We start from the raw sequence: 24425 nt of genomic DNA, 5'->3' as shown, positions 1-24425 counted from the left end.
TTGGCCCTGTGGCGGCACCGGATCACGCCAGGGCGCCGCCGGGCCCGGACGGACCCGCACCCCGCCGTCCGGGCTGCCGGACGCCGCGGACCACGGGGGTGCGGCATCCCCCGGCGCACCCCCTCGCCCTCAGGCGGACACCAGCACCCGCGCGCGCCTGGCCCCTGCCAGGGCCCCGGGCGTCAGCACGGGCCGCGGCACCACGATGCCGCAGTCGGTGCAGACCGGGCCCGACGACGGTTCATGGGCCAGATCGTGCTTCCAGACGAGACGTTCACCGGCGCACACCGGGCAGACCGAGCCCGGCTCGCGCTCCAGTGCCGCGATGAGCCGGCGCAGCACCTCGGCCAGTGGCTCGTGGGGGTGGACCCGCGGGTCGTCGCACCAGGCGACCCCGAACCCGCCCCAGGTCAGCCGGTGCCAGTCGTCCACGGTGCCCGGCCTGCGCAGTCCACCGTGCTTCTCCCTCCTGCGGCGTTCGGTGAACTCCGCCTCGTAGGCCAGCCAGACGGAACGGGCCGCCTCCAGTTCGTCCAGTGCGGCCACGAGCCGCGCCGGATCGGGGGAGCGGTCCTCGGGACCGAAACCGGCCCGGGAACACAGATGGTCCCAGGTCGCCCGATGCCCGTAGGGCGCGAACTTCTCAAGGCACTTGCGCAGTGAGTAGCGCCGTAGTGCCAGATCGCACCCGGGATCTCGCACCTGTCTCGCCAGACTCCGGAAACCGGCCATCGCCCTGCACCTCCGTCACACCTGTACCTGTACTCCGGTCACTTCGGCGTCGTCGTACGGACGTCGTCGAATAGACGTATCGACAAGCGATCCGGCTCCATCCGTTTTCCGAGGATCTTCATCCTCCGCCTGCCGACCCATTGAAAAAGTGACGCATGTTCAACTTCAATCACGGGGATACCAAGCGGTAACGTCCGCCCGCCCCCACTCCGTTCGGGAGGAGCCGCCATGCGATGGCGCACCCCAGGCAACGCTCTCGACAGACTGAGAACTCCCCGCAGATTCCCGAAGTTCCTCAAGGCCGCCGCGATATGCACCCTCGTCGGCGGTCTTCTCTCGCCGCTCTCCCAGGCGGCGGCCGCAGGCGCGTCGGCCACGGCCTCCAACGACTACTGCGGCGGCCAGTGCTCCGACATCCTCCCGCCCGGTGAGAACGGCAACGCCACCCTCGCCGACATCCTGCTCCACCAGGTCTTCGGCACCCAGCCCAAGCACGCCGAGGACCAGCTCGCCCCCTACGCCAACCTGGCCACGGGCTACTCCTCGCTCACCGACGCCAAGATCAACACCTTCTTCAACGACGCGTCGTTCGGAGTCCCGTCCGACCAGGTCGCCTCCACCGAGAAGCCCGGCGGGCGCGGCGACGTGACGATCGTCCGCGACAAGAAGACGGGCGTCCCGCACATCAGCGGCACCACCCGGTACGGCACCGAGTACGGTGCCGGCTACGCCGCCGCCGAGGACCGGCTGTGGCTGATGGACGTCTTCCGGCACGTCGGACGCGGCCAGCTGACCTCCTTCGCGGGCGGCGCGGCCGCCAACCAGGGCCTGGAGCAGGAGTTCTGGCGCAACGCGCCCTACACCGAGGCCGATCTGCAGGCTCAGATCGACCGCGCGGTGGCCGGCGCCGGCGCCCGCGGCCAGCAGGCCCTCGCCGACGTCAACGCCTACCTCGACGGCATCAACGCCTACATCGACGCCTCCGACAAGGGCCTGTACTTCCCCGGCGAGTACGACCTGACCGGCCACAAGGACGCCCTCACCAACGCCGGCACCATCGAGCACTTCAAAGTCACCGACATGGTGGCGCTCTCCTCCGTCATCGGCGCGCTCTTCGGCTCCGGCGGCGGCGGCGAGGTCAACAACGCGCTGTCCCTGCTCGCCGCCCAGTCCAAGTACGGCGTGGAGGAAGGCACCAGGGTCTGGGAGTCCTTCCGCGAGCGCAACGACCCCGAGGCCGTCCTCACCGTCCACAACGGCGAGAGCTTCCCGTACGTGTCGAAGCCCGCGAGCCCGCAGGGCGCGGCGCTGCCCGACGCGGGATCGGTCACCCGGGAGCCGCTCGTGTACGACCGCACCGGCAGCGCGGCGACCGCCGGCGCCACCGGTACCTCGGTGAAGGCGGCCACCGCCGCCCTGAGCTCCGCCCGGCGCGGCATGTCCAACGCCCTCGTGGTGAGCGGCAAGCACACCGCCAGCGGCCACCCGATCGCCGTCTTCGGCCCGCAGACCGGCTACTTCGCGCCGCAGCTGCTCATGCTCCAGGAGATCCAGGGCCCGGGCATCAGCGCCCGCGGCGCCTCCTTCGCGGGCCTGAGCATGTACGTCGAACTGGGCCGCGGCCAGGACTACTCGTGGAGCGCCACCAGCGCGGGCCAGGACATCATCGACACCTACGCGGTCGAGCTGTGCCAGGACGACTACCACTACCTGTACCACGGCACCTGCACCGCCATGGACAAGGTCGAGCAGAAGAACTCCTGGAAGAAGACCCTCGCCGACTCCACCCCCGACGGCTCCTACACCATGCGGGTGTGGCGCACCAAGTACGGGCCCGTGGAGTACCGCGCCACGGTCGGCGGCAAGAAGGTCGCCTACACCACCCTGCGCTCGTCCTACCTGCACGAGACCGACTCCATCATCGGCTTCCAGATGCTGAACGACCCTGACTACGTCAAGGGCCCGCAGGACTTCCAGAGCGCGGTGCAGCACATCAACTACACGTTCAACTGGTTCTACGCCGACTCGCAGCACACCGCGTACTACAACAGCGGTGACAACCCGGTGCGGGCGAGCGGCGTCGACGCCGAGTTCCCGGTGTGGGCGCAGGCGGCGTACGAGTGGAGGAACTGGGACCCGGCGGCGAACACGGCGGACTACACGCCGACGTCCGCCCACCCCAACTCCGTGGACCAGGACTACTACATCTCCTGGAACAACAAGATCGCCAAGGACTACACGGCCGGGTCCTGGGGCGAAGGGTCCGTGCACCGCGGTGACCTGCTGGAAGACCGGGTGCAGAAGCTGGTCGCGGCCGGCGGGGTCACGAGGACGTCGCTGGTGAAGGCGATGGCGGACGCAGCCCTCGCCGATCTGCGCGCCGAGGACGTGCTGTCGAACCTGCTCAAGGTGATCAAGAGCTCGCCGGTGACCGACTCCACGGCGGCGGCAGCGGTGGACAAGCTGTCGACCTGGCTGTCGGCGGGCGCGCGGCGCACGGAGACCTCGGCGGGCTCGAAGACGTACGCCGACGCCGACGCGATCCGCATCCTGGACGCCTGGTGGCCGCTGCTGGTGAAGGCCGAGTTCGAGCCCGCTCTCGGCACCGACCTGTATACGGCCTTCACCGCCAACCTGCCGGTCGACGAGTCCCCGGCGGCCGGGCACGGCCCGACCGGCGGCCACGCCGGAAGCGCCTTCCAGTACGGCTGGTGGAGCTATGTCGACAAGGACATGCGAGCGGTGCTGGGTGAGACGGTGGGCGGTCCGCTGACGCAGAAGTACTGCGGCGGCGGCAGCCTGGCCTCCTGCCGGGACACCCTGCTCAGCACGCTGAAGGACGCCGCCGGCAAGACCGCGTCGCAGGTCTACCCCGGCGACGACCAGTGCTCGGCCGGTGACCAGTGGTGCGCCGACGCGATCGTCCAGCGGCCCCTCGGCGGCATCAAGCACGGCAAGATCAGCTGGCAGAACCGGCCGACGTTCCAGCAGGTAGTGGAGTACACGTCACACCGGTAGGTCAGTCCCCGACGGCGGCGGGCCGGCCCACCCGGCCCGCCGCCAGCACCACCTGCGCCAACTCCCGGTGCACGATGTCGCTGTGCGCGCCGGTCGGTGGTCCGCCGCGGCGGACCACCGCGGACGCGTCGACGTTCACGCAGCCCGACGCGGGCAGCGCGCCCCGCAGCGCGTCGGCGAGCGCGACGTGGGGAGTGCCGTCCACCGCCTGCACCCCGTCGTGCCCCATCGCTCCCCACTTCGGCCCCAGGAAGCGGCCGATGTCGAATCCCTCCGCGAGCCCGGTGACGCACCCGGCCACCGACCGCGCGTCCCCGGCCATCCGTGACGCCAGCGGATAGAACGTGCCGAGGGCCGAGTCGAAGCGCGACCAGCAGCACACCAGGGGACCGTCGATCCGGGTCTGCCGGCCCGAGAGGGCGCCGCACGACCGCGGGTCGTGGGGCAGACGGGTCGCGAACGCGTAGTGGGAGAAGGCTCCCTGGAGCAGGGTCACGGACTTCACCGTGCGCACGCCCTCCGGCAGGCCGCGCAGGGCGAACGACACCAGCCGGCCGCCGAAGCTGTGACCGACCAGGTGCACCCGCACGTTCGGCGCCGCGTGCGCCAGCCGCCCGATCACCGGCCCCAGGCCGCGCTCCCCGACCGTCCCCGCGCGTCGCTTCATCGCGTAGTAGGTGGCCTGCCGCAGCAGTTCGTGAGCCCCGTCCCACAGGCCCTTCGGCGTGAAGGCGAACTCCCGGGTGTCCGCCGCGCGCGCGTGTGCCGACTCCACCCGCTCCAGGGCCCGCGCGAAGTCCTCGCACACCCGCACCGCGTCCCCGCGCAGCATCTCCGGACCGGTCCCGGGCGACCCCTCCGCCGGCGTGTCCGCGGCGCACCCGGGCGACTCCCCGGACGGCTCCACCAGCCCTCCCACGAGCCGCCCGAACTCCCGCAACGACGGGCCCTCGTCCGGGCGCAGCCGCAGCAGCCGCGCGATCTGCTCCACCGTGTCCCCACGGCCGGGGAAGACCGCCGTGAGGGCGGCGCGGCTGTGCTCGTCCAGTCCGGGCCGCGCGGGCGCCGCGACCGCCGCCGCGGCCGACGCCGGGAAGTCCGGGACCGGTTCGTCCGCGAACGCCATCGACGGCCAGATCACGCCGACGTAGCCGAGGTTCGCCCGAGGAGCCAGCGAGGGCACCGGCGCGAAGAAGCGGTCGTAGAGCCGGGTCGCGCCGGAGCGCTCGTTGTTCCAGCCGTGCGCGAAGACCAGCAGGTCCCGCACCCCGCGCCGGGTGACCTCCGCGAGCAGCCGGTCCCGCTCCGGCCCGGCCGCGTCGCCGTCCGCGTCGAAGGCCAGCTCCCAGTAGGGACTCACGCTCATCGCCGGTTCCGCCATGACAACCCCCTTGTCCGAGGCCGAGCGCGCCGTGGGCGCATCGTCCTGCCGGCGGGGCGGGTTGGCCAGACGCCAGGACTCATCCGTACACGAGGTACTCCCTGCGCACCCGCCGGAAAGCCGCCAGCTCGTCCTGCCAGGCGGCCACCACCTCGTCGGCCGTCGCGCCCGCGTCGATCATCGTGCGCACCTGCGTGGAGCCCGTGAGCTTGTCGATCCAGTCGTCGGAGCGCCAGGCGAAGCCGCTCCACACCTTCCTGGCGGTCACGAGGAGCGCGATCCCGGTGCGCACCGGGTCGTACACCGCCCGGTCGTGCACATGGACCTGCACGCCCCCGACGGTCTTCCCCTGGAACTTGGAGAAGGCGGGCGCGAAGTACGCCTCCCTGAAGTGCACCCCCGGCAGCCCCAGCCGTTCCGCCTCGGCCGCCCACCGGCCGTCGACGCCCTCCGCGCCGAGCAGTTCGAAGGGGCGGGTGGTGCCGCGTCCCTCGGAGAGGTTCGTGCCCTCGAAGAGGCATGTGCCCGCGTAGACGAGCGCGGTGTCGGGCGTCGGCATGTTCGGGCTGGGCGGCACCCAGGGCAGCCCGGAGGCGTCGTAGAAGTCCGTGCGCCGCCAGCCCGTCATCAGGACGGTCTCCAGCGGCACCGGCGTGCTCAGGAACTCGCCGTTGAACAGCCGCGCCAGCTCCGCCACCGTCATGCCGTGCGCCTGGGAGACGGGCCGGCGTCCCACGAAGGTCGCGAACTCCTTGTGCAGGACCGGGCCCAGGGCGCACCGGCCGGTCACGGGGTTCGGGCGGTCCAGGACCATGAACCGCTTGCCCGCCAGCTGGGCCGCCTCCATGCAGTCGTACAGCGTCCAGATGTAGGTGTAGAAGCGGGCGCCCACGTCCTGGATGTCGAAGACGACGGTGTCCACGCCGGACGCCGTGAAGACGTCCGCGAGGGCCCGGCCGCTCTTCAGGTACGTGTCGTAGACGGGCAGCCCGGTCGCCGGGTCGGCGTAGCGCCCCTCGGAACCGCCGGCCTGAGCGGTGCCGCGGAAGCCGTGCTCGGGCCCGAAGACGGCGACGAGGTTCACCCGCGTGTCGGCGTGCATGACGTCGACGATGTGCCGGACGTCCCGGGTCACCCCGGTGGGGTTGGTGACGATGCCGACCCGTCGGCCGTCCAGCGGCGCGTAGCCGTCCGCCGCCAGGCGTTCGAAGCCGGTGCGCAGCCGTCTGCCGCGGCTCCGGGCGGACGCGGTGGGCACGGGGAGCGCCACGGCCGCCGTGGTCGTGGCGAGCAGTCCTCGTCTGGACAGTCTCATGCGGTGACCTCCGTGATCGACGCAACTGTCATGACCATGAACGCTAACCATCAACCCCGGCCCTGAACACCGGCGCGCGCGCCCGCATGGCACAACCACCCCACCGCCTCTTCCCCGACGACATACCGACTGGTTAGTCTGGAGCGTGAAGCAGGAGCCGACTGGCAGTGGAGCGACCGCGGCAGGACCGATTCGCTTCACGTCGAAGGAGACCGATGGTGCAAGCCGTGCAGGATGCGGGAGTGGTCGTCACCGGGGCGGGAGGCGGCATCGGAGCCGCCCTGGCCCGCCGTTTCGCGGCCGAGGGGGCCCGGGTCGTCGTCAACGACCTGGACGCCGGGAAGGCGAAGGCCGTGGCCGACGAGATCGGAGGCATCGCGGTACCGGGTGACGCCTCCGCGATCGTGGACGAGGCGCGGGACGCCCTCGGCGGCACGGTCGACGTCTACTGCGCCAACGCGGGCCTCGGCTCCGGCGGCACCGAGGCCGCCGACGAGGAGGTGTGGGCGGCGGCCTGGGACGTGAACGTCATGGCGCACGTCCGCGCGGCCCGCGCTCTCCTGCCCGGCTGGCTGGAGCGCGGCGCGGGCCGGTTCGTCTCCACCGTCTCCGCGGCCGGACTGCTCACGATGATCGGCGCCGCCCCGTACAGCGTCACCAAGCACGGGGCGTACGCCTTCGCGGAATGGCTGTCGCTGACATACCGTCACCGCGGGGTCAGGGTTCACGCGATCTGCCCCCAGGGCGTCCGCACCGACATGCTGACCGCCTCCGGCAGCGCCGGCGACCTGGTGCTCGCCCCGACCGCCATCGAGCCCGAGCACGTGGCGGACGCCCTCTTCCGGGGCATCGAGGAGGACCGGTTCCTGATCCTCCCGCATCCCGAGGTCGCCGAGTTCTACCAGGCACGCGCCGCTCAGCCGGACCGGTGGCTGACCAACATGAACCACATCCAGCAGAAGTGGGAGGCCACCTGGTGAGCGCGTCCCGCTATGCCGCACGCCCTTGGCTCGCCCTGCTGAACGACGCCCAGCGCGCCCCGGTCAGCCCCCCGGACTCCCTGGTGCACGCCCTGCGCACGGCCCCCGCGGACCGCACCGCCCTCGCCTACTTCGACGGCCGGATCACCTACGCCGAACTCGACGCCCTGACCGACTCCGTCGCCGGCCACCTCGCCGCCCGCGGCCTGGAGCGCGGCGACCGGGTCGCGATCCTGCTGCAGAACTCGCCGCAGTTCGTGCTCGCCCTGCTCGGCGCCTGGAAGGCCGGCGCGAGCGTCGTGCCCGTCAACCCGATGTACAAGGCGGGCGAGGTCACCCATGTGCTCCGGGACGCGGAGGTGACCGCACTGGTGTGCTCCGACCGGGCCTGGGAGTCGTATCTGCGCGAGACGGCCGCCGCGTCCCCCGTCCGCGTGGTGCTCACCACCGGCGAGCGGGACCTCCAGACCCGTGACGACCCCCGCGTGCTGGGCTTCGAGCGCCTTCCGCAGGCCCCGGACGCGGACGACCTCGTGGCCGTCGCGCGGCAGGGCGGCAGCGCCCCCGAGGGGCGCGACCCGGGCCCGTCCGACGTGGCGCTGATCAGCTACACCTCCGGCACCAGCGGCACCCCCAAGGGCGCCACCAACACGCACGGCAACATCATGTACAACGCCGAGCGGCAGCGGACCGGACTCGGCCTGCCGGAGGTGCCCGTCTACTTCGCGCTGGCCCCCCTGTTCCACATCACCGGCATGGTCGTCGAACTCGCGGCCTGCCTCGACAGCGCGGGCACGCTCGTGCTCGCGTACCGCTTCGACGCGGGCGTCGTGCTCGACGCCTTCACCGAGCACCGGCCCCACTACACCGTCGGCCCGTCGACCGCCTTCATGGCGCTGGCCGCGCACCCCTCGGCCACACCCGACCACTTCTCCTCCTTCCAGGTCATCTCCTCCGGCGGCGCCCCGCTGCCGCCGGCCCTGGTGGAGAAGTTCCGGGCCGGCTTCGGGCCGTACATCCGCAACGGCTACGGCCTCACCGAGTGCACCGCCCCCTGCGCCTCCGTGCCGCCCGGCCACGAGGCGCCCGTGGACCCGGCCTCCGGGACTCTGGCTGTGGGCCTGCCCGGCCCGGACACGGTCGTCCGCATCGTCGACGACCAGGGCGAGGAGGTACCGTTCGGCGAGCAGGGCGAGATCGTCGTACGGGGCCCGCAGGTGGTGCCCGGCTACTGGCGGCGCCCCGAGGCCACCGCCGAGACGTTCCCCGGGGGCGAACTGCGCACCGGTGACATAGGGTTCATGGATCCACAGGGCTGGCTCTACGTCGTCGACCGGAAGAAGGACATGATCAACGCGTCCGGCTTCAAGGTGTGGCCGCGCGAGGTCGAGGACGTCCTCTACACCCATCCGGCGGTGCGCGAGGCGGCCGTCGTCGGAGTGCCGGACGGGTACCGCGGGGAGACCGTCAGGGCCTACATCAGCCTGCGGCCGGGGGCGGAGGCCGACCCGGATGCGCTCGCCGCGTACTGCAGGGAGAGACTGGCCGCCTACAAGTACCCCCGGCAGGTGGAGATCCTCCCCGACCTGCCGAAGACGGCGAGTGGGAAGATCCTCCGTCGGGAACTGCGTTCCCGGACGCGGACGAGCCAGTAGACATCACGGAAAGGCAGGTGGCGGCAGTGCCCAGAACGACGGACGGGAACGGTACGCCCGTTCCGCAGCGGCTGCTCGCCGCCGCCACCCGGCTCTTCGCGGAGAAGGGCTACGACCGCACGTCCGTGCAGGAGATCGTCGAGGCCGCCGGCGTCACCAAGGGCGCGCTGTACCACTACTTCGGCTCCAAGGACGACCTGCTGCACGAGGTGTACGCGCGCGTGCTGCGCGTCCAGCAGGAGCGCCTCGACGCCTTCGCGGGCGCCGACGAGCCGGTGGAGAAGCGGCTGCGGGACGCCGCCGCCGACGTCGTCGTGACCACGATCGACAACCTCGACGACGCGTCGATCTTCTTCCGGTCCATGCACCACCTCAGCCCCGAGAAGAACAAGCAGGTGCGCGTGGAGCGGCGCCGCTACCACGAGCGGTTCCGCGCCCTGATCGAGGAGGGCCAGAAGGCCGGCGTGTTCTCCACGGCCACGCCCGCCGACCTGGTCGTCGACTATCACTTCGGCTCCGTGCACCACCTGTCGACCTGGTACCGCCCGGACGGTCCGCTCAGCCCGCAGGAGGTCGCCGACCACCTCGCGGACCTGCTGCTGCGGGCGCTGCGGCCGTAGGGGCGTTCACTCCTTCGGTGCGCCTCGGCGGGCGCGGGCCCGCGGCGGTTCCGATGCTGGCGTGGTGAGGCTCGTCGTCGATCTCAACAGATGCCAGGGATACGCGCAGTGCGCGTTTCTCGCACCGGACGTCTTCGCCCTGTACGGCGAGGAGTCGCTGGTCTACAACCCGCGGGCGGGGGAGGAGCAGCGGGAGAAGCTGGCCCGCGCGGTCGCGGCCTGCCCGGTGCAGGCGATCACGGCCGAAGGACTGGACGGTCCGGGCGACCCGCCCGCCGCGGCCGGGCAGGAGACGTCCCGTGGCGGCTGACGCGTTCCTGGAACGGCTCAGACGCGAGGGCCGGATCGTGATCGTGGGAGCCTCGCTGGCGGGCCTGCGGGCCGCGGAGACGCTGCGGGCCGAGGGCTTCGCCGGTTCGCTCACCATGATCGGCGACGAGCCGCACGAACCGTACGACCGGCCGCCGCTGTCCAAGGCGGTCCTGCTGGGCAGGGCGTCCCCGCTCCACACCGAGCTGCCGCGCCGCCGGGAGGTCGACGCGACGTGGCGCCTCGGGGTCGCGGCGACCGGCCTCGACGTCGCCGCCTACCGGGTGCGGCTGGCCGACGGGGACGAGGTGGAGTACGACCGGCTGCTGATCGCGACCGGGGTGCACGCCAGGCCCTGGCCGAAGGAGACGGAGGCCCGGCTGGACGGGGTCTTCGTGCTGCGGACCCGCGACGACGCGGACGGTCTGCACCGACGGCTGAAGGCCGGACCGCGCCGGGTGTTCGTCATCGGCGCCGGATTCACCGGTTCGGAGATCGCCTCCGCCTGCCGGGACCAGGGCATCGAGGTCACCGTCGCGGAACGCGCGGGCGCGCCCCTGGTCGGCGCCCTCGGCGGGGTGATCGGCGCGGTGGCGGCGGAGCTGCAGCGCGAGCACGGTGTGGACCTGCGCACCGGGATCACGGTGACCGCCCTGGAGGGCGACGCGGCGGGCCGGGTGCGGGCCGCCCATCTGTCCGACGGCGCCGTCGTGGAGACGGACGTCGTGGTCGTGGCGCTGGGCGCGACCCGGAACACCGCCTGGCTGGCCGGGTCCGGACTGGGCGCGGGCCCCCGGGGCATCGCCTGCGACGCGGGCTGCCGGGCCTTCGACGTCCGCGGCATCGTCACCGACGACGTCTATGTCGCCGGCGATGTCGCGCGGTCCCCGCACCCGCTGTTCGGCTACCAGTTCCTGTCCCTCGAACACTGGGGCAACGCCGTCGCCCAGGCGGAGGTCGCCGCCCACAACATGATCAGCCCCGGTGCGGAGCGGCGCCCGCACCTGTGGGTGCCCGCCTTCTGGTCGGCGCAGTTCGGGGTGAACATCAAGTCGGTCGGCGTCCCGACCATGGGCGAACAGATCATGATCGCGCAGGGGTCGCTCGCCGAACGCCGGTTCGTCGGCGTGTACGGCCACCAGGACCGCGTCATCGCCGCCGTGAGCTTCGACAACACGCGGTGGCTGCAGTTCTACCAGCGGCTGGTCGAGACCGGCGCGCCCTTCCCCCTGGACTTCCCCACCGTGGACCGCCGGCCCGAGGGGCGCCGGCCGGTGCCGGCCGACTTCCCGGACCCGGCCCTGCCCACGCACGGCCCGACGGTGACCCTCAGCGGTTACTCGCCGGCCGACCAGCGGCTGGTCTTCACCCCGGGCCGCCCCTGACCGCCGGCCACCCCGGCAGCACACCCCACCCCCGACGGACCGTCACGCCCCGAGGACCCCCCCATGACGCACGCCTCGCTCCTGCGCCGGATCACCGACTACGCGTATCGCGCCGACCCGTACCCGCTCTACGCGGAGCTCCGCGGGACCCCGGTGCTGCACGAGGAGGAGGGCGGCCCCTACCTCGTCGGCTCCTACTGGGACATCCGCGGCCTGCTGCACGATCCGCGGATCAGCTCCGACGCCGCCAACCTCGCCGCCGCGGGCGGCGACGAACCCGGCGGACCGGAGGAGGCCGGGCTGCCGCCGAGCTTCATCCGTCTGGACCCCCCGGAGCACGACCGGCTGCGGCGCATGGCCAACCGCCCCTTCGGCCCGCCGCACAGCCCCCGCCGGATCGATGCCATGAGCGGCGAACTCCGCGAGATCGTCTCCGGCCTGATCGACGGACTGCGGGACGCAGGACAGGTCGACCTGGTCGACCAGTTCGCGTATCCCTTCCCGGTGACCGTCATCTGCCGCCTGCTCGGGGTGCCGCGCGAGGACGAGCCGCGCTTCCGCGCCTGGGTCGACCCGCTCGTCGCCAGCCTGGACCCGGAAACGGGCGGGAACGAGACCGACCGACTGCGCGCCGTGCAGGAGACACGGATGCAGCTGGGCATGTACCTGGCCGGACTGGTCGAGGAGCGCCGCAGGGAACCCGGCGCGGACCTGCTGTCCGAGCTGGCGGCCGACCACGGCCCCGACGGCCCGATGACCATGACGGAAGTGCTCAGCACCGCCGTGCTGTTGCTGATCGCGGGCCACGAGACCACGGTCAACCTGATCACCAACGGCATGCTCACGCTGCTGCGCCACCCGCACGTCCTGCACCGGCTGCGCGACGAGCCGGGCCTGGCCGTCAACCTCGTGGAGGAGCTGCTGCGCTACGAGCCGCCGGTGCAGTTCGTGCCGCAGCGCACCTGCATCGCCGACGTCGAGGTGCGCGGGACCGTCATCCCGAAGGGATCGAGGATCTGGCTCGTCCTCGCCGCGGGCAACAGGGACCCGGAGCGCTTCGAGGACCCCGACCGGTTCGACCCGGACCGCAAGGACATCCAGCACCTCGGCTTCGGCAGCGGTGTCCACAGCTGCTTCGGCGCGCCGCTGGCCCGGCTGGAGACGCAGATCGCGCTGTCCGAACTCGCCCGCAGGCTCGACGCCCCCCGCCTGGTCGAGGACCCGCCGCCCTACCGGCGCAACGCGGTCCTGCGCGGCCCGCGCCGTCTGAACGTCGCCCTCGACGGGGTGCGCCCCTGACAGGTGCGCGGGTGGGGAGGGCCGGTGCGCGCGAGGAGGACGCCCGCACCGGCCCCGGGCTCACCGGTACTTCCTCAGCTCCCGCCGGGCCAGCGAACGCTGGTGCACCTCGTCCGGGCCGTCCGCGATCTTCAGCGTCCGGGCCGCCGCCCAGAGCTCGGCGAGCGGGAAGTCCTGGCTGACACCGCCCGCGCCGTGCAACTGGACCGCCTTGTCGATGATGTCGACGACCGTGCGCGGGGTGGCGATCTTGATGGCCTGGATCTCGGTGTGGGCGCCCTTGTTGCCGACCGTGTCCATCATCCACGCCGTCTTCAGGACCAGCAGCCGCAGCTGCTCGACGGCAACGCGCGCATCGGCGATCCAGCCGTGGACGACGCCCTGGTCGGCCAGCGGCCTGCCGAACGCCGTGCGCGAGACCGCCCGCCGGCACATCAGCTCGATGGCCCGCTCGGCCATGCCGATCAGCCGCATGCAGTGGTGGATGCGTCCGGGACCGAGGCGGGCCTGGGCGATGGCGAAGCCGCTGCCCTCCTCGCCGATCAGGTTCGACACCGGCACGCGCGCGTGGTCGAAGACGACCTCGGCGTGGCCGCCGTGGTAGTGGTCCTCGTAGCCGTACACCTGCATGGCACGGGTGACCTCGACGCCGGGGGTGTCGCGCGGGACCAGCACCATGGACTGCTGGCGGTGGACGTCGGGACCGTCCGGGTCGGTCTTGCCCATCACGATGAAGATCTTGCAGTCCGGGTTCATCGCCCCCGAGGCGTACCACTTGCGGCCCGTGATGACGTACTCTCCCCCGCTCTCGGCTCCGCTCGAGCGGGAGGTGCCCCCATCCTCCCGCTCGATGCGCGTGGCGATGTTGGTCGCGTCCGAGGAGGCCACCTCGGGCTCGGTCATGGCGAAGGCCGAGCGGATCTCGCCCGCCAGCAGCGGCTCCAGCCACTGCTTCCGCTGCCGCTCGTCGCCGAACTGCGCGAGCACCTCCATGTTGCCCGTGTCGGGCGCCGCGCAGTTCAGCGCGGTCGGCGCCAGCTGGGGCGAGCGGCCGGTGATCTCGGCGAGCGGGGCGTACTGGAGGTTGGTGAGCCCGGCGCCGTACTCGGCGTCCGGCAGGAAGAGGTTCCACAGGCCCTGCCTGCGGGCCTCGGCCTTCAGCTCCTCCACGACCGCGGGCGTGTCCCACGGCGAGGCGAGCCGTGCACGCTGCTCGTGGGCGACGGGCTCGGCCGGGTAGACGTACTCGTCCATGAAGGCGAGCAGCTTGGCGCGCAGTTCCTCCGTGCGCGCGTCGAACGCGAAATGCATGGCGGTCAGCCTTCCTGAAGGGTGGTGAGACCGTGCTCGACGAACAGGGGCACCAGCTCGCCGATGCGGTCGAAGCCCGCGCCGACCGTCTGGCCGAGCGTGTAGCGGTAGTGGATGCCCTCGAGGATCACGGCGAGCTTGAACCAGGCGAAGGCCGTGTACCAGGAGACCGCGGCGACGTCGCGCCCGGAACGCGCGGCGTACCGCTCGACCAGCTCGGCCGGGGCCGGGTGTCCGGCGGCCGAGGCGGTCGTGGAGATGGGGGAGTTCGGCAGCTGGAGCGGCACGCTGTACATCACCAGCAGACCCACGTCGGTGAGCGGGTCGCCGAGCGTGGACATCTCCCAGTCCAGGACGGCGGCGATGCTGTCGTCGTCGCCCAGCAGGACGTTGTCCAGGCGGTAGTCGCCGTGGATCACGGTGGGTGCGGGCGAGGTCGGCAGTTCCCGGCCGAGAGCCGAGTGCAGTTCGTCGATGCCGGGCAGCTCGCGGTTGCGGGAGGCGTCCAGCTGCTTGCCCCAGCGGCGCAGCTGGCGGTCGAGGAAGCCCTCCGGGCGGCCGAAGTCCTCCAGACCGACCGAGGCGGGGTCCACCGCGTGCAGCTCGACCAGCGTGTCGACCAGGCCGAGGACCGCGTCGCGCGTGCGCTGCGGGCCGAGCGGGGCCAGCTGCTCGGCGGTGCGGTAGGGGGTGCCCTCGACGAAGTCCATGACGTAGAAGGGGGCGCCCAGCGCCGACTCGTCCTCGCACAGGAGCACCGGTCGGGGCACCGGGACGGCCGTCGGGTACAGCGCGCTGATCACCCGGTGTTCGCGCTTCATGTCGTGCGCGGTGGCCAGCACGTGCCCGAGCGGCGGCCGCCGCACGACCCACTTGGTCGTGCCGTCCGACACCGCGTAGGTGAGGTTCGACCGCCCGCCCTCGATCAGCCGCCCGGTGAGAGGGCCGGTCACCAGGCCGGGCCGCTCGGCGTCGAGCAGGCCGCGAAGCCGGTCGAGATCGAGACCCGGCGGGTGATCTGGGCTCATCATTGCTCCTACCTACGTGGAAACGTGACGGTCAACATGATGCCGACCGGTCGGTATGTCGTCCAGTGTGCGGAGCAAACGTGATCGGCGCCACGGTGTCGCCGCGGCGCCGACCGGACCGGATCAGCGATCGTCCCGGTGCGGTGTCTCCGACGCGTCGGGCGTGTGCGCCGCCGAGGTGCTCCGAGGCGTCCGGAGCCACTCGTCCGTCACTCCGTGGCGCGGCGGCGGTGCGCCATGAGCCGCTGGTACGCCACGAGCCCGTCCGGCACCCAGGTCCATTCGGACAGCCGGCGCTCCACCTCGTCCTCGGGCAGGAAGTCGTGCCAGGCGATCTCCTCGGCCTGGGGACTGACGGGCAGCTCGCAGCGGACCTGGTAGACGGAGGACCACCAGCTCCGGCCGGCCCCGTCGTCGTACAGGAACGTGAAGAGCGGCTCGGGCCGGGGCAGCCCGCGGACGCCGAGCTCCTCCTCGGCCTCCCGCAGGGCGGCGTCGTCGTAGGTCTCGCCCGCACCGACGACCCCACCGACGAACATGTCGTACAGGGAGGGGAAGACCAGCTTGGTGGGCGTGCGGCGGTGGACGAAGATCCTGTCCTCGGCGTCCCGCGCCAGGACGAACGCACACCGGTGGCGCAGCCCGCGCGCATACGCCTCGCCCCGCGGCAACTGCCCGATGATCCTGTCGTTCTCGTCCACGATGTCGATGAGTTCCTCGGCGGCATTCATGGACCCCATCCAAGCAGCCACGCGGGCGGCGGGGCGGTGCCGCCGGTCAGCCCGGCTGGAGATCCTTCTGCCGTTGCACGGCCCCCGTGCCCCGAGGCATGGCGGGGTGCATCCCGAGCAGCACGATGCCGGCGACGATCGCCGCCAGGCCCGCCGCCTGCCAGGCCAGCGCGCCCACGTCGGTGCGCAGCCGGTCGCCGAGGAAGCCCACCCCGCACAGGATCCCGGCCAGCGGCTGGGCCGCGGTGAGGGCTGGCAGGGACATCCGCAGCGGCGCCGTCTCGAACGCGCTCTGGACCAGGATCAGTCCCGCCACCCCGAGCACCAGCACACCGTAGGGCTGCCAGCCGGTGACGAGCTCCGCCAGGCCGCCCCGTGCGAACCGCTGCCCGCTGACCCGGGTGAGCGCGTCCTGCACGCCGTACAGGAGCCCCGCCGCGAGCCCCAGCAGTACCGGCCCGATGATCAGCCGGGACTTCTTCGCGCACGTCGTCAGCAGCAGCGCGAGTCCCACCGTCACGCCGATGATCAACCAGTGCCGCAAGGGGTTCGTGACGGCGTTGCCCCCCTCGGGCCGGCCCGCGAGGAGGAACGCGGTGACACCGCCGGCGAGCAGCGCGAGTCCCGCCCAGCCCTGGCGGCCCAGGGGCTGCCTGGTCTGCTGACGGGACAGTGCCAGGGCGAACAGCAGGTTGGTGGCGACCAGCGGTTCGACCACGGAGATCTCCCCGTTGGCCAGTGCGCCCGCGCTGAGGACCATCCCCGCGACCATCAGACCGATGCCGGCGAGCCAGCGGGGCATCCTCATCAGGTCCAGCAGCAGCCGGGGGGAGAGGAAGTCGCTCAGCGGTGCCTGCTGGGCGGCGTTCTGCTGCAGCACGAACCCGGTCCCCAGACAGACGGCCGCGCTCACGGCGAGGGCCAGAACCAGTACCGACACGCTGCGTACCTCAATGATTCAGCGGGGTCACGGGATGCGTATCACGCCGACTGTAGCGCTCCGCGCCGTGACCCGCCCGTGGTCGGCCGCTCACGGCAGGCTCCCGGCCGCCCGGGTGGCGCCCGGGCCGAGCGTGCCGGGCGGCGGCGCACCCGCCGGTGGAAAGGCGGACGAGCAAGGCGACGGCCTCACGAGTACCCGGAAGCGGCCGGTTGACGCGGTCGCTCTTTCTGCCGAAGGATCTGACCCGTCAGTAACAAGGGATCGACCGCCGGTCGTGGCGAGAGGACGGGCGCATGGCCTACGACGCTGATGTCATCGTGATCGGGGCGGGCCTCGCCGGACTGGCGGCGACCGCGGAGCTGGTGGACGCCGGCCGGACGGTGGTCCTCCTCGATCAGGAGCCGGAGCAGTCGATGGGCGGCCAGGCGTTCTGGTCCTTCGGCGGCCTGTTCCTCGTGGACTCGCCCGAACAGCGCCGGCTGCGGATCCGGGACAGCCATGCGCTCGCCCTCCAGGACTGGATGGGCACGGCCGCCTTCGACCGCCCCGAGGACCACTGGCCGCGCAGGTGGGCGGAGGCGTACGTCGACTTCGCGGCCGGCGAGAAGCGGGCCTGGCTGCACGGGCAGGGCGTGCGCTTCTTCCCGGTCGTGGGCTGGGCCGAGCGCGGCGGCTACGACGCCACCGGGCACGGCAACTCCGTGCCCCGCTTCCACATCACCTGGGGGACGGGCCCCGGTCTGATCGAGCCGTTCGTGCGGCGGGTGCGGGAGGGGGTCGCCCGCGGCCTCGTCCGGCTGCGGTTCCGTCACCGCGTCACGGGGCTCTCGCGCAGCGCGGGCGCCGTCGACACGGTCACCGGAGAGGTACTGAAGCCCTCGGACGCGGAGCGGGGCAGGGCCAGCAGCCGTACCGTCACCGGCGCCTTCGAGTTCAGGGCCCAGGCGGTGATCGTCACCACGGGCGGCATCGGCGGCAACCACGACCTGGTCCGCGCGAACTGGCCGGAGCGCCTCGGCAGCCCGCCGGAGCGGATGGTCTCCGGGGTGCCCGCACACGTCGACGGGAAGATGCTGGGCATCGCCGAGCAGGCGGGCGCCCGGCTGATCAACCGCGACCGGATGTGGCACTACACCGAGGGCCTGCACAACTGGAATCCCGTCTGGCACAACCACGGCATCCGCATCCTGCCGGGACCGTCCTCGCTCTGGCTCGACGCCCGCGGCCGGCGGCTTCCCGTCCCGCTGTTCCCCGGCTTCGACACCCTCGGCACCCTCGAGCACATCATGCGCACCGGGTACGACCACACGTGGTTCGTGCTCGACCGGAAGATCATCGGCAAGGAGTTCGCGCTCTCGGGCTCCGAGCAGAACCCCGACCTCACCGGGAAGTCGGTCAGGGACGTGATCGGACGGGCCCGCACGGACGTGCCCGGGCCGGTCAGGGCCTTCATGGACCACGGCGTCGACTTCGTCGTCGAGAAGGACCTGGGGGCACTGGTGCGCGGCATGAACGCGCTCACCGAGGAGCCGCTCATCGACGAGGCCGCGCTGCGCCGCGAGATCGTCGCGCGGGACAGGGAGATCCTCCATCCCTTCACCAAGGACCTCCAGGTGACGGCGATCCGCGGTGCCCGCAGGTTCCTCGGCGACCGGCTGATCCGCACGGCCGCCCCCCACCGCATCCTCGACCCCAAGGCGGGCCCGCTGATCGCCGTGCGCCTCAACATCCTCACCCGCAAGACGCTCGGCGGCCTGGAGACCGATCTCTCCTCGCGGGTGCTGACCGAGGGCGGCGATCCGCTCCCGGGCGTCTACGCGGCCGGCGAGGCGGCCGGGTTCGGCGGCGGCGGCGTCCACGGCTACCGCTCCCTCGAGGGCACGTTCCTCGGCGGCTGCCTGTTCTCGGGGCGCACGGCGGGCCGGGCGGCGGCCGAGGCGCTCGGGTAGCCGCCGCCGGGCGGCACCAGCGGGGCACGCGGTCGTCCCGGGTCTCAACGCCGTTGGGGCGGCGGTCACTTGAAACGGCGGCCGGACAGGTCCGCCCTTGACGTGCGCCCTGGGCGGAGGGTTTGCTGTGCGTGACCGCTCCCTGACGAGCCGCGTTCTGTGAGGATGTTCCGCGGTGCCACCCCCGCCCCCAGCGGCCTTCAGCCGCGGCCGCAAACGCGCGGCCCACGTCTTCGACGCCGCGCTCGACGACGTCGAACTCGTCGCCGCCCGCGCCTCGCTGGCACGGGGACGATGGGCCATCGTCCGTGCCCTGCTCGCCGCGACCCGTGACGACTGGGACCGCCGCGGGCACCGCGTCACCGTCCTCGCGCAGGAGCCCTCCGCCCTCGCCTGGGCGCGCGACTGGCAGCTCGCCGAGCCGGAGTCGCGCTGCGCCTCCGTCCTCGTCGCCCACGCCACCGTGTACCGCGCGCTGCAGGGCAAGGAGCGGGCGGAGGCGGCGCGCGAGGCATGCCGGGCCGCGGCCGTGACCGCCCCCGAGGACCCGACGCCCTGGCTCGGCCTGCTGATCCTCGAACGGTCGCTCGGCACCGAGGAGGACGTGGTCCGTCTCTTCGACGAGGTCCGCGCCCGCTACCCGGACCACCATCACGCCCACTACCTGATGATCGCCCGGCTCGCCGAGCGCCGCGCCGACCTGGGGCAGGACCCGCTGCACGAGGTCTACGACTTCGCCGGCTGGGCCGCCGAACAGGCCCCCGCGGACTCGCCGCTCGCCATCCTCCCGGTCGTCGCGCACGCCGAGCGCTACCGCGTGCTGGCCGCCGCGGGCAGCGAACCCGCCGATCCCGTCGCCTCCGGCCACTGGGTGGGGCGGCGGGCCCGCCAGGTGATGAAGGCCGCCTTCGACTGGTGGCTGGAATGGGAGCGCGACGACCACCCGCGCCGTCACATCGACCTCAACTTCCTCGCCCACGCCAAGTACTGCGAGGGCCGGAGCGCCGAGGCCGCGGCCCTGTTCCACCGCATCGGGCCGTACGCGACGCCGGCACCGTGGTCGTACCCGGACCGCGACCCGTACCGGGCCTTTTGCACCGCACGCGAGCAGGCGCTGGGCACGACGTGACGGTGGCCGGCCGCAGAGACCCCCCTTTCCGCAAGCGACCCCGAGAGGACCATCGCGCGATGACGACCGGCAGTGCGAGCCCGAGCGGACCGGCCACCGACGGCGGCTGCACCATCAGCACCTTCAAGGGGCAGGAGCACGCGCTGCGCGCGGGCCGGCTGGGCACGGCCGGACTGCTGCTGTCCGTGCTGGCCGCGACCGCCCCCCTCATGGTGGTCGCGGGTGTCATGCCCACCACATTCGGGGTGATGGGTATCGTCGGGCAGCCCCTGCTCTTCGTCGTCCTCGGCCTGGTGCTCGGCCTCTTCTCCTTCGGCTACGCGGAGATGAGCCGCCACGTCCACAACGCGGGCGCCTTCTACGCGTACATCTCCCGCGGCCTCGGCGGCACCTTCGGCGCGGCCGCCGCCGCGGTCGCCCTCGTCGCCTACAGCGCAATGCAGTTCGCCATCTACGGCATCTTCGGCTTCGAGGTCTCCGGCCTGTTCGCCACCTACCTGGACGCTCAGGTCGCCTGGTGGATCCCGGCGCTGGCCGCCGTCCTCGTCGTCGGCGTGCTCGGCCGGCTGAAGATCGACGTCAACGCGCGGGTGCTGGGCGTGGTGCTGCTGATCGAGGTGGCGCTCGTCGTCCTCTTCGACGTCGCGGCCGTCGCCAACCCGGCCCCGGAGGGCCTGTCGCTGCACGCCTTCGACCCCGGCACCCTCACCGGGGCGGGCGTCGGCACCGCGCTCTGCTTCTGCGTGGCGGCCTTCCTGGGCTTCGAACAGGCCCCCGTCTACGCCGAGGAGACCAGCCGTCCGCATGTGCTGGTCCCGCGGGTGATGTTCCTCGCGGTCGGCTTCGTGGCCGTCTTCTTCGCGGTCACCTGCTGGGCGCTGACGGTCGCCGCCGGCCCCTCCGGGATCGTCCCGGCCTCGCGCAGGCAGAGCGCGGGCCTGCTGTTCTGGCTGACGGAATCCCTGCTCGGCCACACCTTCACCGATGTGCTGCACGTACTGTTCGTCACCGGCATGTTCGCGGCGATGCTCAGCTTCCACAACGTCGTCGCCCGGTACGCGTTCGCCATGGGCCGCGAGGGCCTGCTGCCCGCCGCCTTCGGGCGCACGACCGGCACCAGCGGAGCCCCCGGCACGGGCTCCCTGCTGCAGAGCACGGTGTCCGCCGCGGTCGTGATCACCTTCGCGGTCACCGACGACGGGCCGAACGGCGATCCGACCGCGCCCGTGCTGCACCTGTTCACCTGGTTCGGCAGCGTGGGCGCGCTCGGCGTCACGGTGCTCATGGTCGCCGCCTCCGCCTCGGTGATCGTCTTCTTCGCCCGCCGCGGCTCCGCCCGCGCGCAGGCATGGCGGCTCGTCACCTCCGCGGTGTCCGGTCTCGCGCTCCTCGTGATCGTCGGCTACACGGTCAAGGACTTCGACGTCCTGGTCGGTACGGGCCCGGACTCGGTGCTCGGCCGGCTGCTCCCGGGGATCATCGGGGCGGCCCTGCTGGTCGGTCTGGTCCAGGGACTGCTGCTGCGCTCCCGCCGGCCGGAGGCGCACGCCCGCATCGGCCTGGGCAACGAGGCGTTCCAGCTGGAGAAGGCCGCCGAGTCGGCGGCGTAGGGCGTCGCGGGGGCGGCCCGGTGACGCGGGTACGGGCCGGTGCCCGCCCCCGGTGCCCGCCGGTACGGGCCGGTGCCCGCCGGTACGGGCCGGTGCCCGCCGGTACGGGCCGGTGACGCAGGTACGGGCCCGCGGGTGCCGCTGCCCGGGAACCGGGTGGGACGTGGTTACGGAAATCTGACGGGCTCCCGTCGCCCCTGGCCCCCAGGGGGTGAAGGGTGCTCGAATCGTGGGGTGAACACCGAACGACCCGAAGAGCGGGACGCACCGGGGCCCGCGGACCGGGAGACGCCCGAGCCGACGGCGAGCGGCACCCCCGTCGGCCGCCGGGTCCTGCTGGGCACCCTCGGACTGGGCGCGCTGGGCGTGGTCGCGGCGCCCAGGCTCCAGCGCGGCCTGGAGTCCTTCCTGGGCAGCGTCTCCGGCAAGGACCCCACGGGCCTGACCGGTCTGCTGCCCAACGGCGGCGGCTTCCGCTACTACTCCGTGACGGCGTCCGTCCCGCACCGGGGCGAGAGGGACTACCGCCTCACCGTGGACGGCCTGGTCGACCACCCGACCACGTACACGCTCGCCGATCTGCGCGCCCTGCCCCGGACGCGGGTCGTGCACGACGTGCAGTGCGTCACGGGATGGCGGGTGCCGAGGACGCCGTTCGAGGGCGTACGGCTCGCCACGCTGCTGGACGCCGCGGGTGTCCGCCCCTCCGCCGGGGCCGTGCGCTTCACCTGCTTCGACGGGGCCTACACCGAGAGCCTCACCCTCGACCAGGCGCGCCGCGACGACGTGCTGGTCGCGCTGACGATGCAGGACAAGCCGGTGCGCCACGAGCACGGTGGCCCGGTCCGCCTCTATGTCGCCCCCATGTACTTCTACAAGTCCGCGAAGTGGCTCTCCGGCATCACCGTCACCCGGGACGTACGCCCCGGGTACTGGGAGGAACGCGGCTACGACGTCGACGCATGGGTCGGCCGGTCGAACGGACGGGACGATGCCCCCACGAGTTGACGCCCCCCGCCCCGTCTCCGCCCCCGCCCCCGCCCGGGTACGGCGCTTCACGCGCGCCGAGCGCTGGGTCCACCGCGCCACGGCCGCGCTCATGGGCGTGTGCGTGGTCACCGCGGCCTGCCTGTACATCCCCGCCCTCGCGGAGCTGGTGGGACGCCGCGAACTGGTGGTCCGCCTCCACGAGTGGGCGGGGCTGCTGCTGCCCGTCCCCGTGCTGGCGGGCCTCGTCTCCCGCGCCTTCCGCGCGGATCTCGGGCACCTGAACCGCTGGGGGCCGCACGACCGGGTCTGGTTGCGTGCGGCCCTGCGCCGCGACCACCGCCGTGCGTCCCGGCCGGCCGGCAAGTTCAACGCCGGCCAGAAGACGTACGCGGCCTGGATCGCGGGCGCCACCCTGGTGATGCTCGGCACGGGGCTGCTGATGTGGTTCACCCACCTCGCACCTCTGGTGTGGCGCACGTCCGCGACCTTCGTCCACGACTGGCTCGCCCTGACGATCGGCGTGGTCGTCGCCGGCCATGTCGGCATGGCCCTCGGCGACCCGGAGGCCCGGCGGGGCCTGCGCACCGGGCTGGTCAGCCGCGCGTGGGCGGAGCGGGAACACCCGCTGTGGCGCCCCTAGCGCTGTGGCCGGGCGTCGCGAGCCGGTGAACCTTCCCGGTCACAGCACTGGCGGCCGCCATGGCCGGGACGAGACGGGCCAGCCCCTGCTCACCGTCGCCGTCGGCGACGACCCGGTCGGCGGCCCGCTTGGCCGCCGTCAGCGCTCCGACGTCCAGGCCGTGCCCGGCCGCGGCCTCGACGAGCCGGGCGAGCGTCGCCGCCGCCGAGGCGACCGTGGAGCGCTCCCCGGGGAAGCGGCCGGTGCGCAACTGCTCGGCCCAGCGCGGAATCATCTCCGCCAGCAGCCCGCTGATCCGGACGGCGAACGGCGCGAGGTCCCCGGGCGCGATGCCCTCGGCCGAGGTGAGGGCGAAGGCGTGCGCGGCGCCGTGCACCGAGGTGGCGAACAGATCCAGCAGCGCGACCTCGTACGCCGCCGCGCGCCCCGGGTCGGCACCGAGATACGTGCCCGTGCCGCCCAGGGCCGCCATCGCCTCCCGCACCGCCTCGTACGCCTGAGGGTCCCCGCTGTAGAGGACCGCGGCGGCAGATGTGCCGATCGCCGGGGTGGGGGTGAGGATCGCGCCGTCCAGGTGGCGGATGTTGTGGTCGGCCGCCCAGTCGGCCAGGGCACGGGCCTGGTCCGGCTCCGCGCTGGTGAGGTCGACCAGGGTACGGCCGGACCAGCCGGCGGCCGGCAGCACGGCACGTACGACGTCGTGGTCCAGGAGGCAGGTCACGATCACGTGCCCGGCACGCAGGGCCTCCTCGACCGAGGCTGCGACCGTCGCTCCCCGGTCGGCGAGGTCCCCGGCCCGGCCGGGGGTGCGGTTCCACACCGTCAGCGGGTGGCCCGCGGCCAGGAAGGCGGCCGCGAGGGCTCGGCCCATGGGGCCCAGGCCGAGGACGGTGACGGGGGCGGGGCGGACGGTCGGCATCGGGGACTGCGAAGGGGATGTCGTCATGCGTCGACGCTAGACATTCACGTTGACGTCAGAGTCAAGTCCCTGTTGGACTCGGCCGCATGAGGATCGGTGAACTCTCGCGCCGCACCGGCGCGAGCCCGCGCGCGCTGCGCTACTACGAGGAACAGGGCCTGCTCTCGCCGGTGCGGCGGCCGAGCGGGTACCGCGAGTACGGGGAGCGGGACGTGACGACCGTGCGGCGGATCCGGGTCCTGCTGTCCGCCGGGCTCGGCACGTCCGCCATCTCGGAGATCGTGCCCTGCGCCGACGACGAGAACGTCGTCCTGGCGGGCAGCTGTCCCGAACTCCTCGACGGGCTCGCGAGGGAGCGCGCGCGGATCACGGCGGCGATCGACGATCTGATCGCCGCCCGCGACATCCTGGACTCCGTGGTGGGACGCCCGCTGTGACCGGGTCCCCCCAGGGCCCGGAGGCGGCCCGGAGGCGGCCTGGA

At 72.8% G+C, this 24425-nt stretch carries 21 protein-coding genes; 13 read left to right on the top strand and 8 right to left on the bottom strand.

Going from position 1 to position 24425, the window contains the following annotated elements; all coding sequences use genetic code 11:
* Positions 1 to 129 precede the first annotated feature (129 nt).
* Entirely contained in the window at positions 130 to 732 is a 603-nt protein-coding gene (locus ACFYMU_RS11040) for a hypothetical protein (protein WP_388371174.1), read from the bottom strand.
* Between the two features lie 228 nt (positions 733 to 960).
* Here ACFYMU_RS11040 and ACFYMU_RS11035 point away from each other — a divergent pair, with 228 nt between their 5' ends.
* A complete protein-coding gene (locus ACFYMU_RS11035; protein ID WP_388371171.1) occupies positions 961 to 3750 on the top strand; it encodes a penicillin acylase family protein in 2790 nt (929 codons plus the stop codon).
* 1 nt (position 3751) lies between these two features.
* Here ACFYMU_RS11035 and ACFYMU_RS11030 read toward each other — a convergent pair whose 3' ends face one another.
* Together ACFYMU_RS11030 and ACFYMU_RS11025 are read right to left on the bottom strand one after the other, a co-directional pair.
* Positions 3752 to 5131: a serine-threonine protein kinase gene (locus ACFYMU_RS11030; protein ID WP_388371168.1), complete on the bottom strand. Its 1380-nt coding sequence runs from the start codon at positions 5129 to 5131 to the stop codon at positions 3752 to 3754.
* A gap of 79 nt (positions 5132 to 5210) precedes the next feature.
* Positions 5211 to 6446, bottom strand: a complete 1236-nt coding sequence (locus tag ACFYMU_RS11025; RefSeq protein WP_388371165.1) for an exo-beta-N-acetylmuramidase NamZ domain-containing protein — start codon at positions 6444 to 6446, stop codon at positions 5211 to 5213.
* Between the two features lie 215 nt (positions 6447 to 6661).
* Here ACFYMU_RS11025 and ACFYMU_RS11020 point away from each other — a divergent pair, with 215 nt between their 5' ends.
* The 6 genes from ACFYMU_RS11020 (at position 6662) to ACFYMU_RS10995 (ending at position 12694) form a co-directional block, all read left to right on the top strand.
* On the top strand, positions 6662 to 7426 hold the full coding sequence (locus ACFYMU_RS11020) for an SDR family oxidoreductase (protein WP_388371163.1): 765 nt from the start codon (positions 6662 to 6664) through the stop codon (positions 7424 to 7426).
* Positions 7423 to 9081 (top strand): class I adenylate-forming enzyme family protein, encoded by a 1659-nt coding sequence (locus ACFYMU_RS11015; protein WP_388371160.1) that lies wholly within the window; start codon positions 7423 to 7425, stop codon positions 9079 to 9081. Before ACFYMU_RS11020 ends, ACFYMU_RS11015 begins: the two co-directional genes overlap by 4 nt.
* 26 nt (positions 9082 to 9107) lie before the next feature.
* Positions 9108 to 9701, top strand: coding sequence for a TetR/AcrR family transcriptional regulator (locus tag ACFYMU_RS11010; protein ID WP_388371157.1), 594 nt, complete (start codon positions 9108 to 9110; stop codon positions 9699 to 9701).
* A gap of 64 nt (positions 9702 to 9765) precedes the next feature.
* Positions 9766 to 10011 carry a ferredoxin gene (locus ACFYMU_RS11005; protein WP_388371399.1) on the top strand — a complete coding sequence of 82 codons (246 nt, stop codon included), beginning with the start codon at positions 9766 to 9768 and terminating at the stop codon, positions 10009 to 10011.
* Positions 10001 to 11395 (top strand): NAD(P)/FAD-dependent oxidoreductase, encoded by a 1395-nt coding sequence (locus tag ACFYMU_RS11000; protein ID WP_388371154.1) that lies wholly within the window; start codon positions 10001 to 10003, stop codon positions 11393 to 11395. The genes ACFYMU_RS11005 and ACFYMU_RS11000 overlap by 11 nt, the downstream gene beginning before the upstream one ends.
* A gap of 63 nt (positions 11396 to 11458) precedes the next feature.
* Complete coding sequence (locus ACFYMU_RS10995) at positions 11459 to 12694, top strand: cytochrome P450 (RefSeq protein ID WP_388371151.1); 1236 nt, start codon at positions 11459 to 11461, stop codon at positions 12692 to 12694.
* Between the two features lie 60 nt (positions 12695 to 12754).
* Here the strand turns inward: ACFYMU_RS10995 and ACFYMU_RS10990 are convergent, their stop codons facing one another.
* The 4 genes from ACFYMU_RS10990 to ACFYMU_RS10975 all read right to left on the bottom strand — a co-directional run bounded on the left by ACFYMU_RS10990 (position 12755) and on the right by ACFYMU_RS10975 (position 16704).
* Positions 12755 to 14005: an acyl-CoA dehydrogenase family protein gene (locus ACFYMU_RS10990; protein ID WP_388371148.1), complete on the bottom strand. Its 1251-nt coding sequence runs from the start codon at positions 14003 to 14005 to the stop codon at positions 12755 to 12757.
* A 5-nt stretch (positions 14006 to 14010) separates the two neighbouring features.
* Positions 14011 to 15033, bottom strand: coding sequence for a phosphotransferase family protein (locus tag ACFYMU_RS10985; RefSeq protein WP_388371145.1), 1023 nt, complete (start codon positions 15031 to 15033; stop codon positions 14011 to 14013).
* Positions 15034 to 15242: 209 nt separating this feature from the next.
* Complete coding sequence (locus ACFYMU_RS10980) at positions 15243 to 15764, bottom strand: NUDIX hydrolase (protein ID WP_388371142.1); 522 nt, start codon at positions 15762 to 15764, stop codon at positions 15243 to 15245.
* 46 nt (positions 15765 to 15810) lie between these two features.
* Positions 15811 to 16704, bottom strand: a complete 894-nt coding sequence (locus ACFYMU_RS10975; protein ID WP_388371139.1) for a DMT family transporter — start codon at positions 16702 to 16704, stop codon at positions 15811 to 15813.
* 296 nt (positions 16705 to 17000) lie between these two features.
* On the opposite strand from ACFYMU_RS10975, the gene ACFYMU_RS10970 reads away from it, so the two are divergent.
* The 5 genes from ACFYMU_RS10970 to ACFYMU_RS10950 all read left to right on the top strand — a co-directional run bounded on the left by ACFYMU_RS10970 (position 17001) and on the right by ACFYMU_RS10950 (position 23025).
* Positions 17001 to 18656, top strand: a complete 1656-nt coding sequence (locus tag ACFYMU_RS10970; protein WP_388371136.1) for an FAD-binding dehydrogenase — start codon at positions 17001 to 17003, stop codon at positions 18654 to 18656.
* Between the two features lie 175 nt (positions 18657 to 18831).
* Positions 18832 to 19785 (top strand): hypothetical protein, encoded by a 954-nt coding sequence (locus ACFYMU_RS10965; protein WP_388371133.1) that lies wholly within the window; start codon positions 18832 to 18834, stop codon positions 19783 to 19785.
* Positions 19786 to 19844: 59 nt separating this feature from the next.
* Positions 19845 to 21395, top strand: coding sequence for an APC family permease (locus ACFYMU_RS10960; RefSeq protein ID WP_388371130.1), 1551 nt, complete (start codon positions 19845 to 19847; stop codon positions 21393 to 21395).
* A gap of 234 nt (positions 21396 to 21629) precedes the next feature.
* Positions 21630 to 22403: a molybdopterin-dependent oxidoreductase gene (locus tag ACFYMU_RS10955; protein WP_388371127.1), complete on the top strand. Its 774-nt coding sequence runs from the start codon at positions 21630 to 21632 to the stop codon at positions 22401 to 22403.
* Positions 22387 to 23025, top strand: coding sequence for a cytochrome b/b6 domain-containing protein (locus ACFYMU_RS10950; RefSeq protein WP_388371124.1), 639 nt, complete (start codon positions 22387 to 22389; stop codon positions 23023 to 23025). The genes ACFYMU_RS10955 and ACFYMU_RS10950 overlap by 17 nt, the downstream gene beginning before the upstream one ends.
* Here the strand turns inward: ACFYMU_RS10950 and ACFYMU_RS10945 are convergent.
* The gene (locus ACFYMU_RS10945; protein WP_388371122.1) at positions 22979 to 23971 is read right to left on the bottom strand and encodes an NAD(P)-dependent oxidoreductase; all 993 of its coding nucleotides are present in this window, start codon (positions 23969 to 23971) and stop codon (positions 22979 to 22981) included. The genes ACFYMU_RS10950 and ACFYMU_RS10945 overlap by 47 nt on opposite strands.
* A gap of 59 nt (positions 23972 to 24030) precedes the next feature.
* Between ACFYMU_RS10945 and ACFYMU_RS10940 the strand changes: the two genes are divergently transcribed.
* Complete coding sequence (locus tag ACFYMU_RS10940) at positions 24031 to 24381, top strand: MerR family transcriptional regulator (RefSeq protein ID WP_388371120.1); 351 nt, start codon at positions 24031 to 24033, stop codon at positions 24379 to 24381.
* The last annotated feature ends 44 nt before the right edge of the window (positions 24382 to 24425 follow it).

The sequence above is a fragment of the Streptomyces sp. NPDC007264 genome, assembly GCF_042869095.1.
GTDB lineage: Bacteria > Actinomycetota > Actinomycetes > Streptomycetales > Streptomycetaceae > Streptomyces.
The sequence above is the reverse complement of the archived record's forward strand: the minus strand, read 5'-3'. Positions and strand labels throughout refer to the sequence as shown.

Bases quoted from the DNA above. Each gene is read 5' to 3' on its own strand.
- ACFYMU_RS10960 (WP_388371130.1), top strand. From the start codon at position 19,845: ATGACGACCGGCAGTGCGAGCCCGAGCGGACCGGCCACCGACGGCGGC.
- ACFYMU_RS10980 (WP_388371142.1), bottom strand. From the start codon at position 15,764: ATGAATGCCGCCGAGGAACTCATCGACATCGTGGACGAGAACGACAGG.
- ACFYMU_RS11030 (WP_388371168.1), bottom strand. From the start codon at position 5,131: ATGGCGGAACCGGCGATGAGCGTGAGTCCCTACTGGGAGCTGGCCTTC.
- ACFYMU_RS11020 (WP_388371163.1), top strand. From the start codon at position 6,662: ATGGTGCAAGCCGTGCAGGATGCGGGAGTGGTCGTCACCGGGGCGGGA.
- ACFYMU_RS10985 (WP_388371145.1), bottom strand. From the start codon at position 15,033: ATGAGCCCAGATCACCCGCCGGGTCTCGATCTCGACCGGCTTCGCGGC.
- ACFYMU_RS10950 (WP_388371124.1), top strand. From the start codon at position 22,387: ATGCCCCCACGAGTTGACGCCCCCCGCCCCGTCTCCGCCCCCGCCCCC.
- ACFYMU_RS10995 (WP_388371151.1), top strand. From the start codon at position 11,459: ATGACGCACGCCTCGCTCCTGCGCCGGATCACCGACTACGCGTATCGC.
- ACFYMU_RS11025 (WP_388371165.1), bottom strand. From the start codon at position 6,446: ATGAGACTGTCCAGACGAGGACTGCTCGCCACGACCACGGCGGCCGTG.
- ACFYMU_RS10990 (WP_388371148.1), bottom strand. From the start codon at position 14,005: ATGCATTTCGCGTTCGACGCGCGCACGGAGGAACTGCGCGCCAAGCTG.
- ACFYMU_RS10945 (WP_388371122.1), bottom strand. From the start codon at position 23,971: ATGACGACATCCCCTTCGCAGTCCCCGATGCCGACCGTCCGCCCCGCC.
- ACFYMU_RS11035 (WP_388371171.1), top strand. From the start codon at position 961: ATGCGATGGCGCACCCCAGGCAACGCTCTCGACAGACTGAGAACTCCC.
- ACFYMU_RS10970 (WP_388371136.1), top strand. From the start codon at position 17,001: ATGGCCTACGACGCTGATGTCATCGTGATCGGGGCGGGCCTCGCCGGA.
- ACFYMU_RS10940 (WP_388371120.1), top strand. From the start codon at position 24,031: ATGAGGATCGGTGAACTCTCGCGCCGCACCGGCGCGAGCCCGCGCGCG.
- ACFYMU_RS11040 (WP_388371174.1), bottom strand. From the start codon at position 732: ATGGCCGGTTTCCGGAGTCTGGCGAGACAGGTGCGAGATCCCGGGTGC.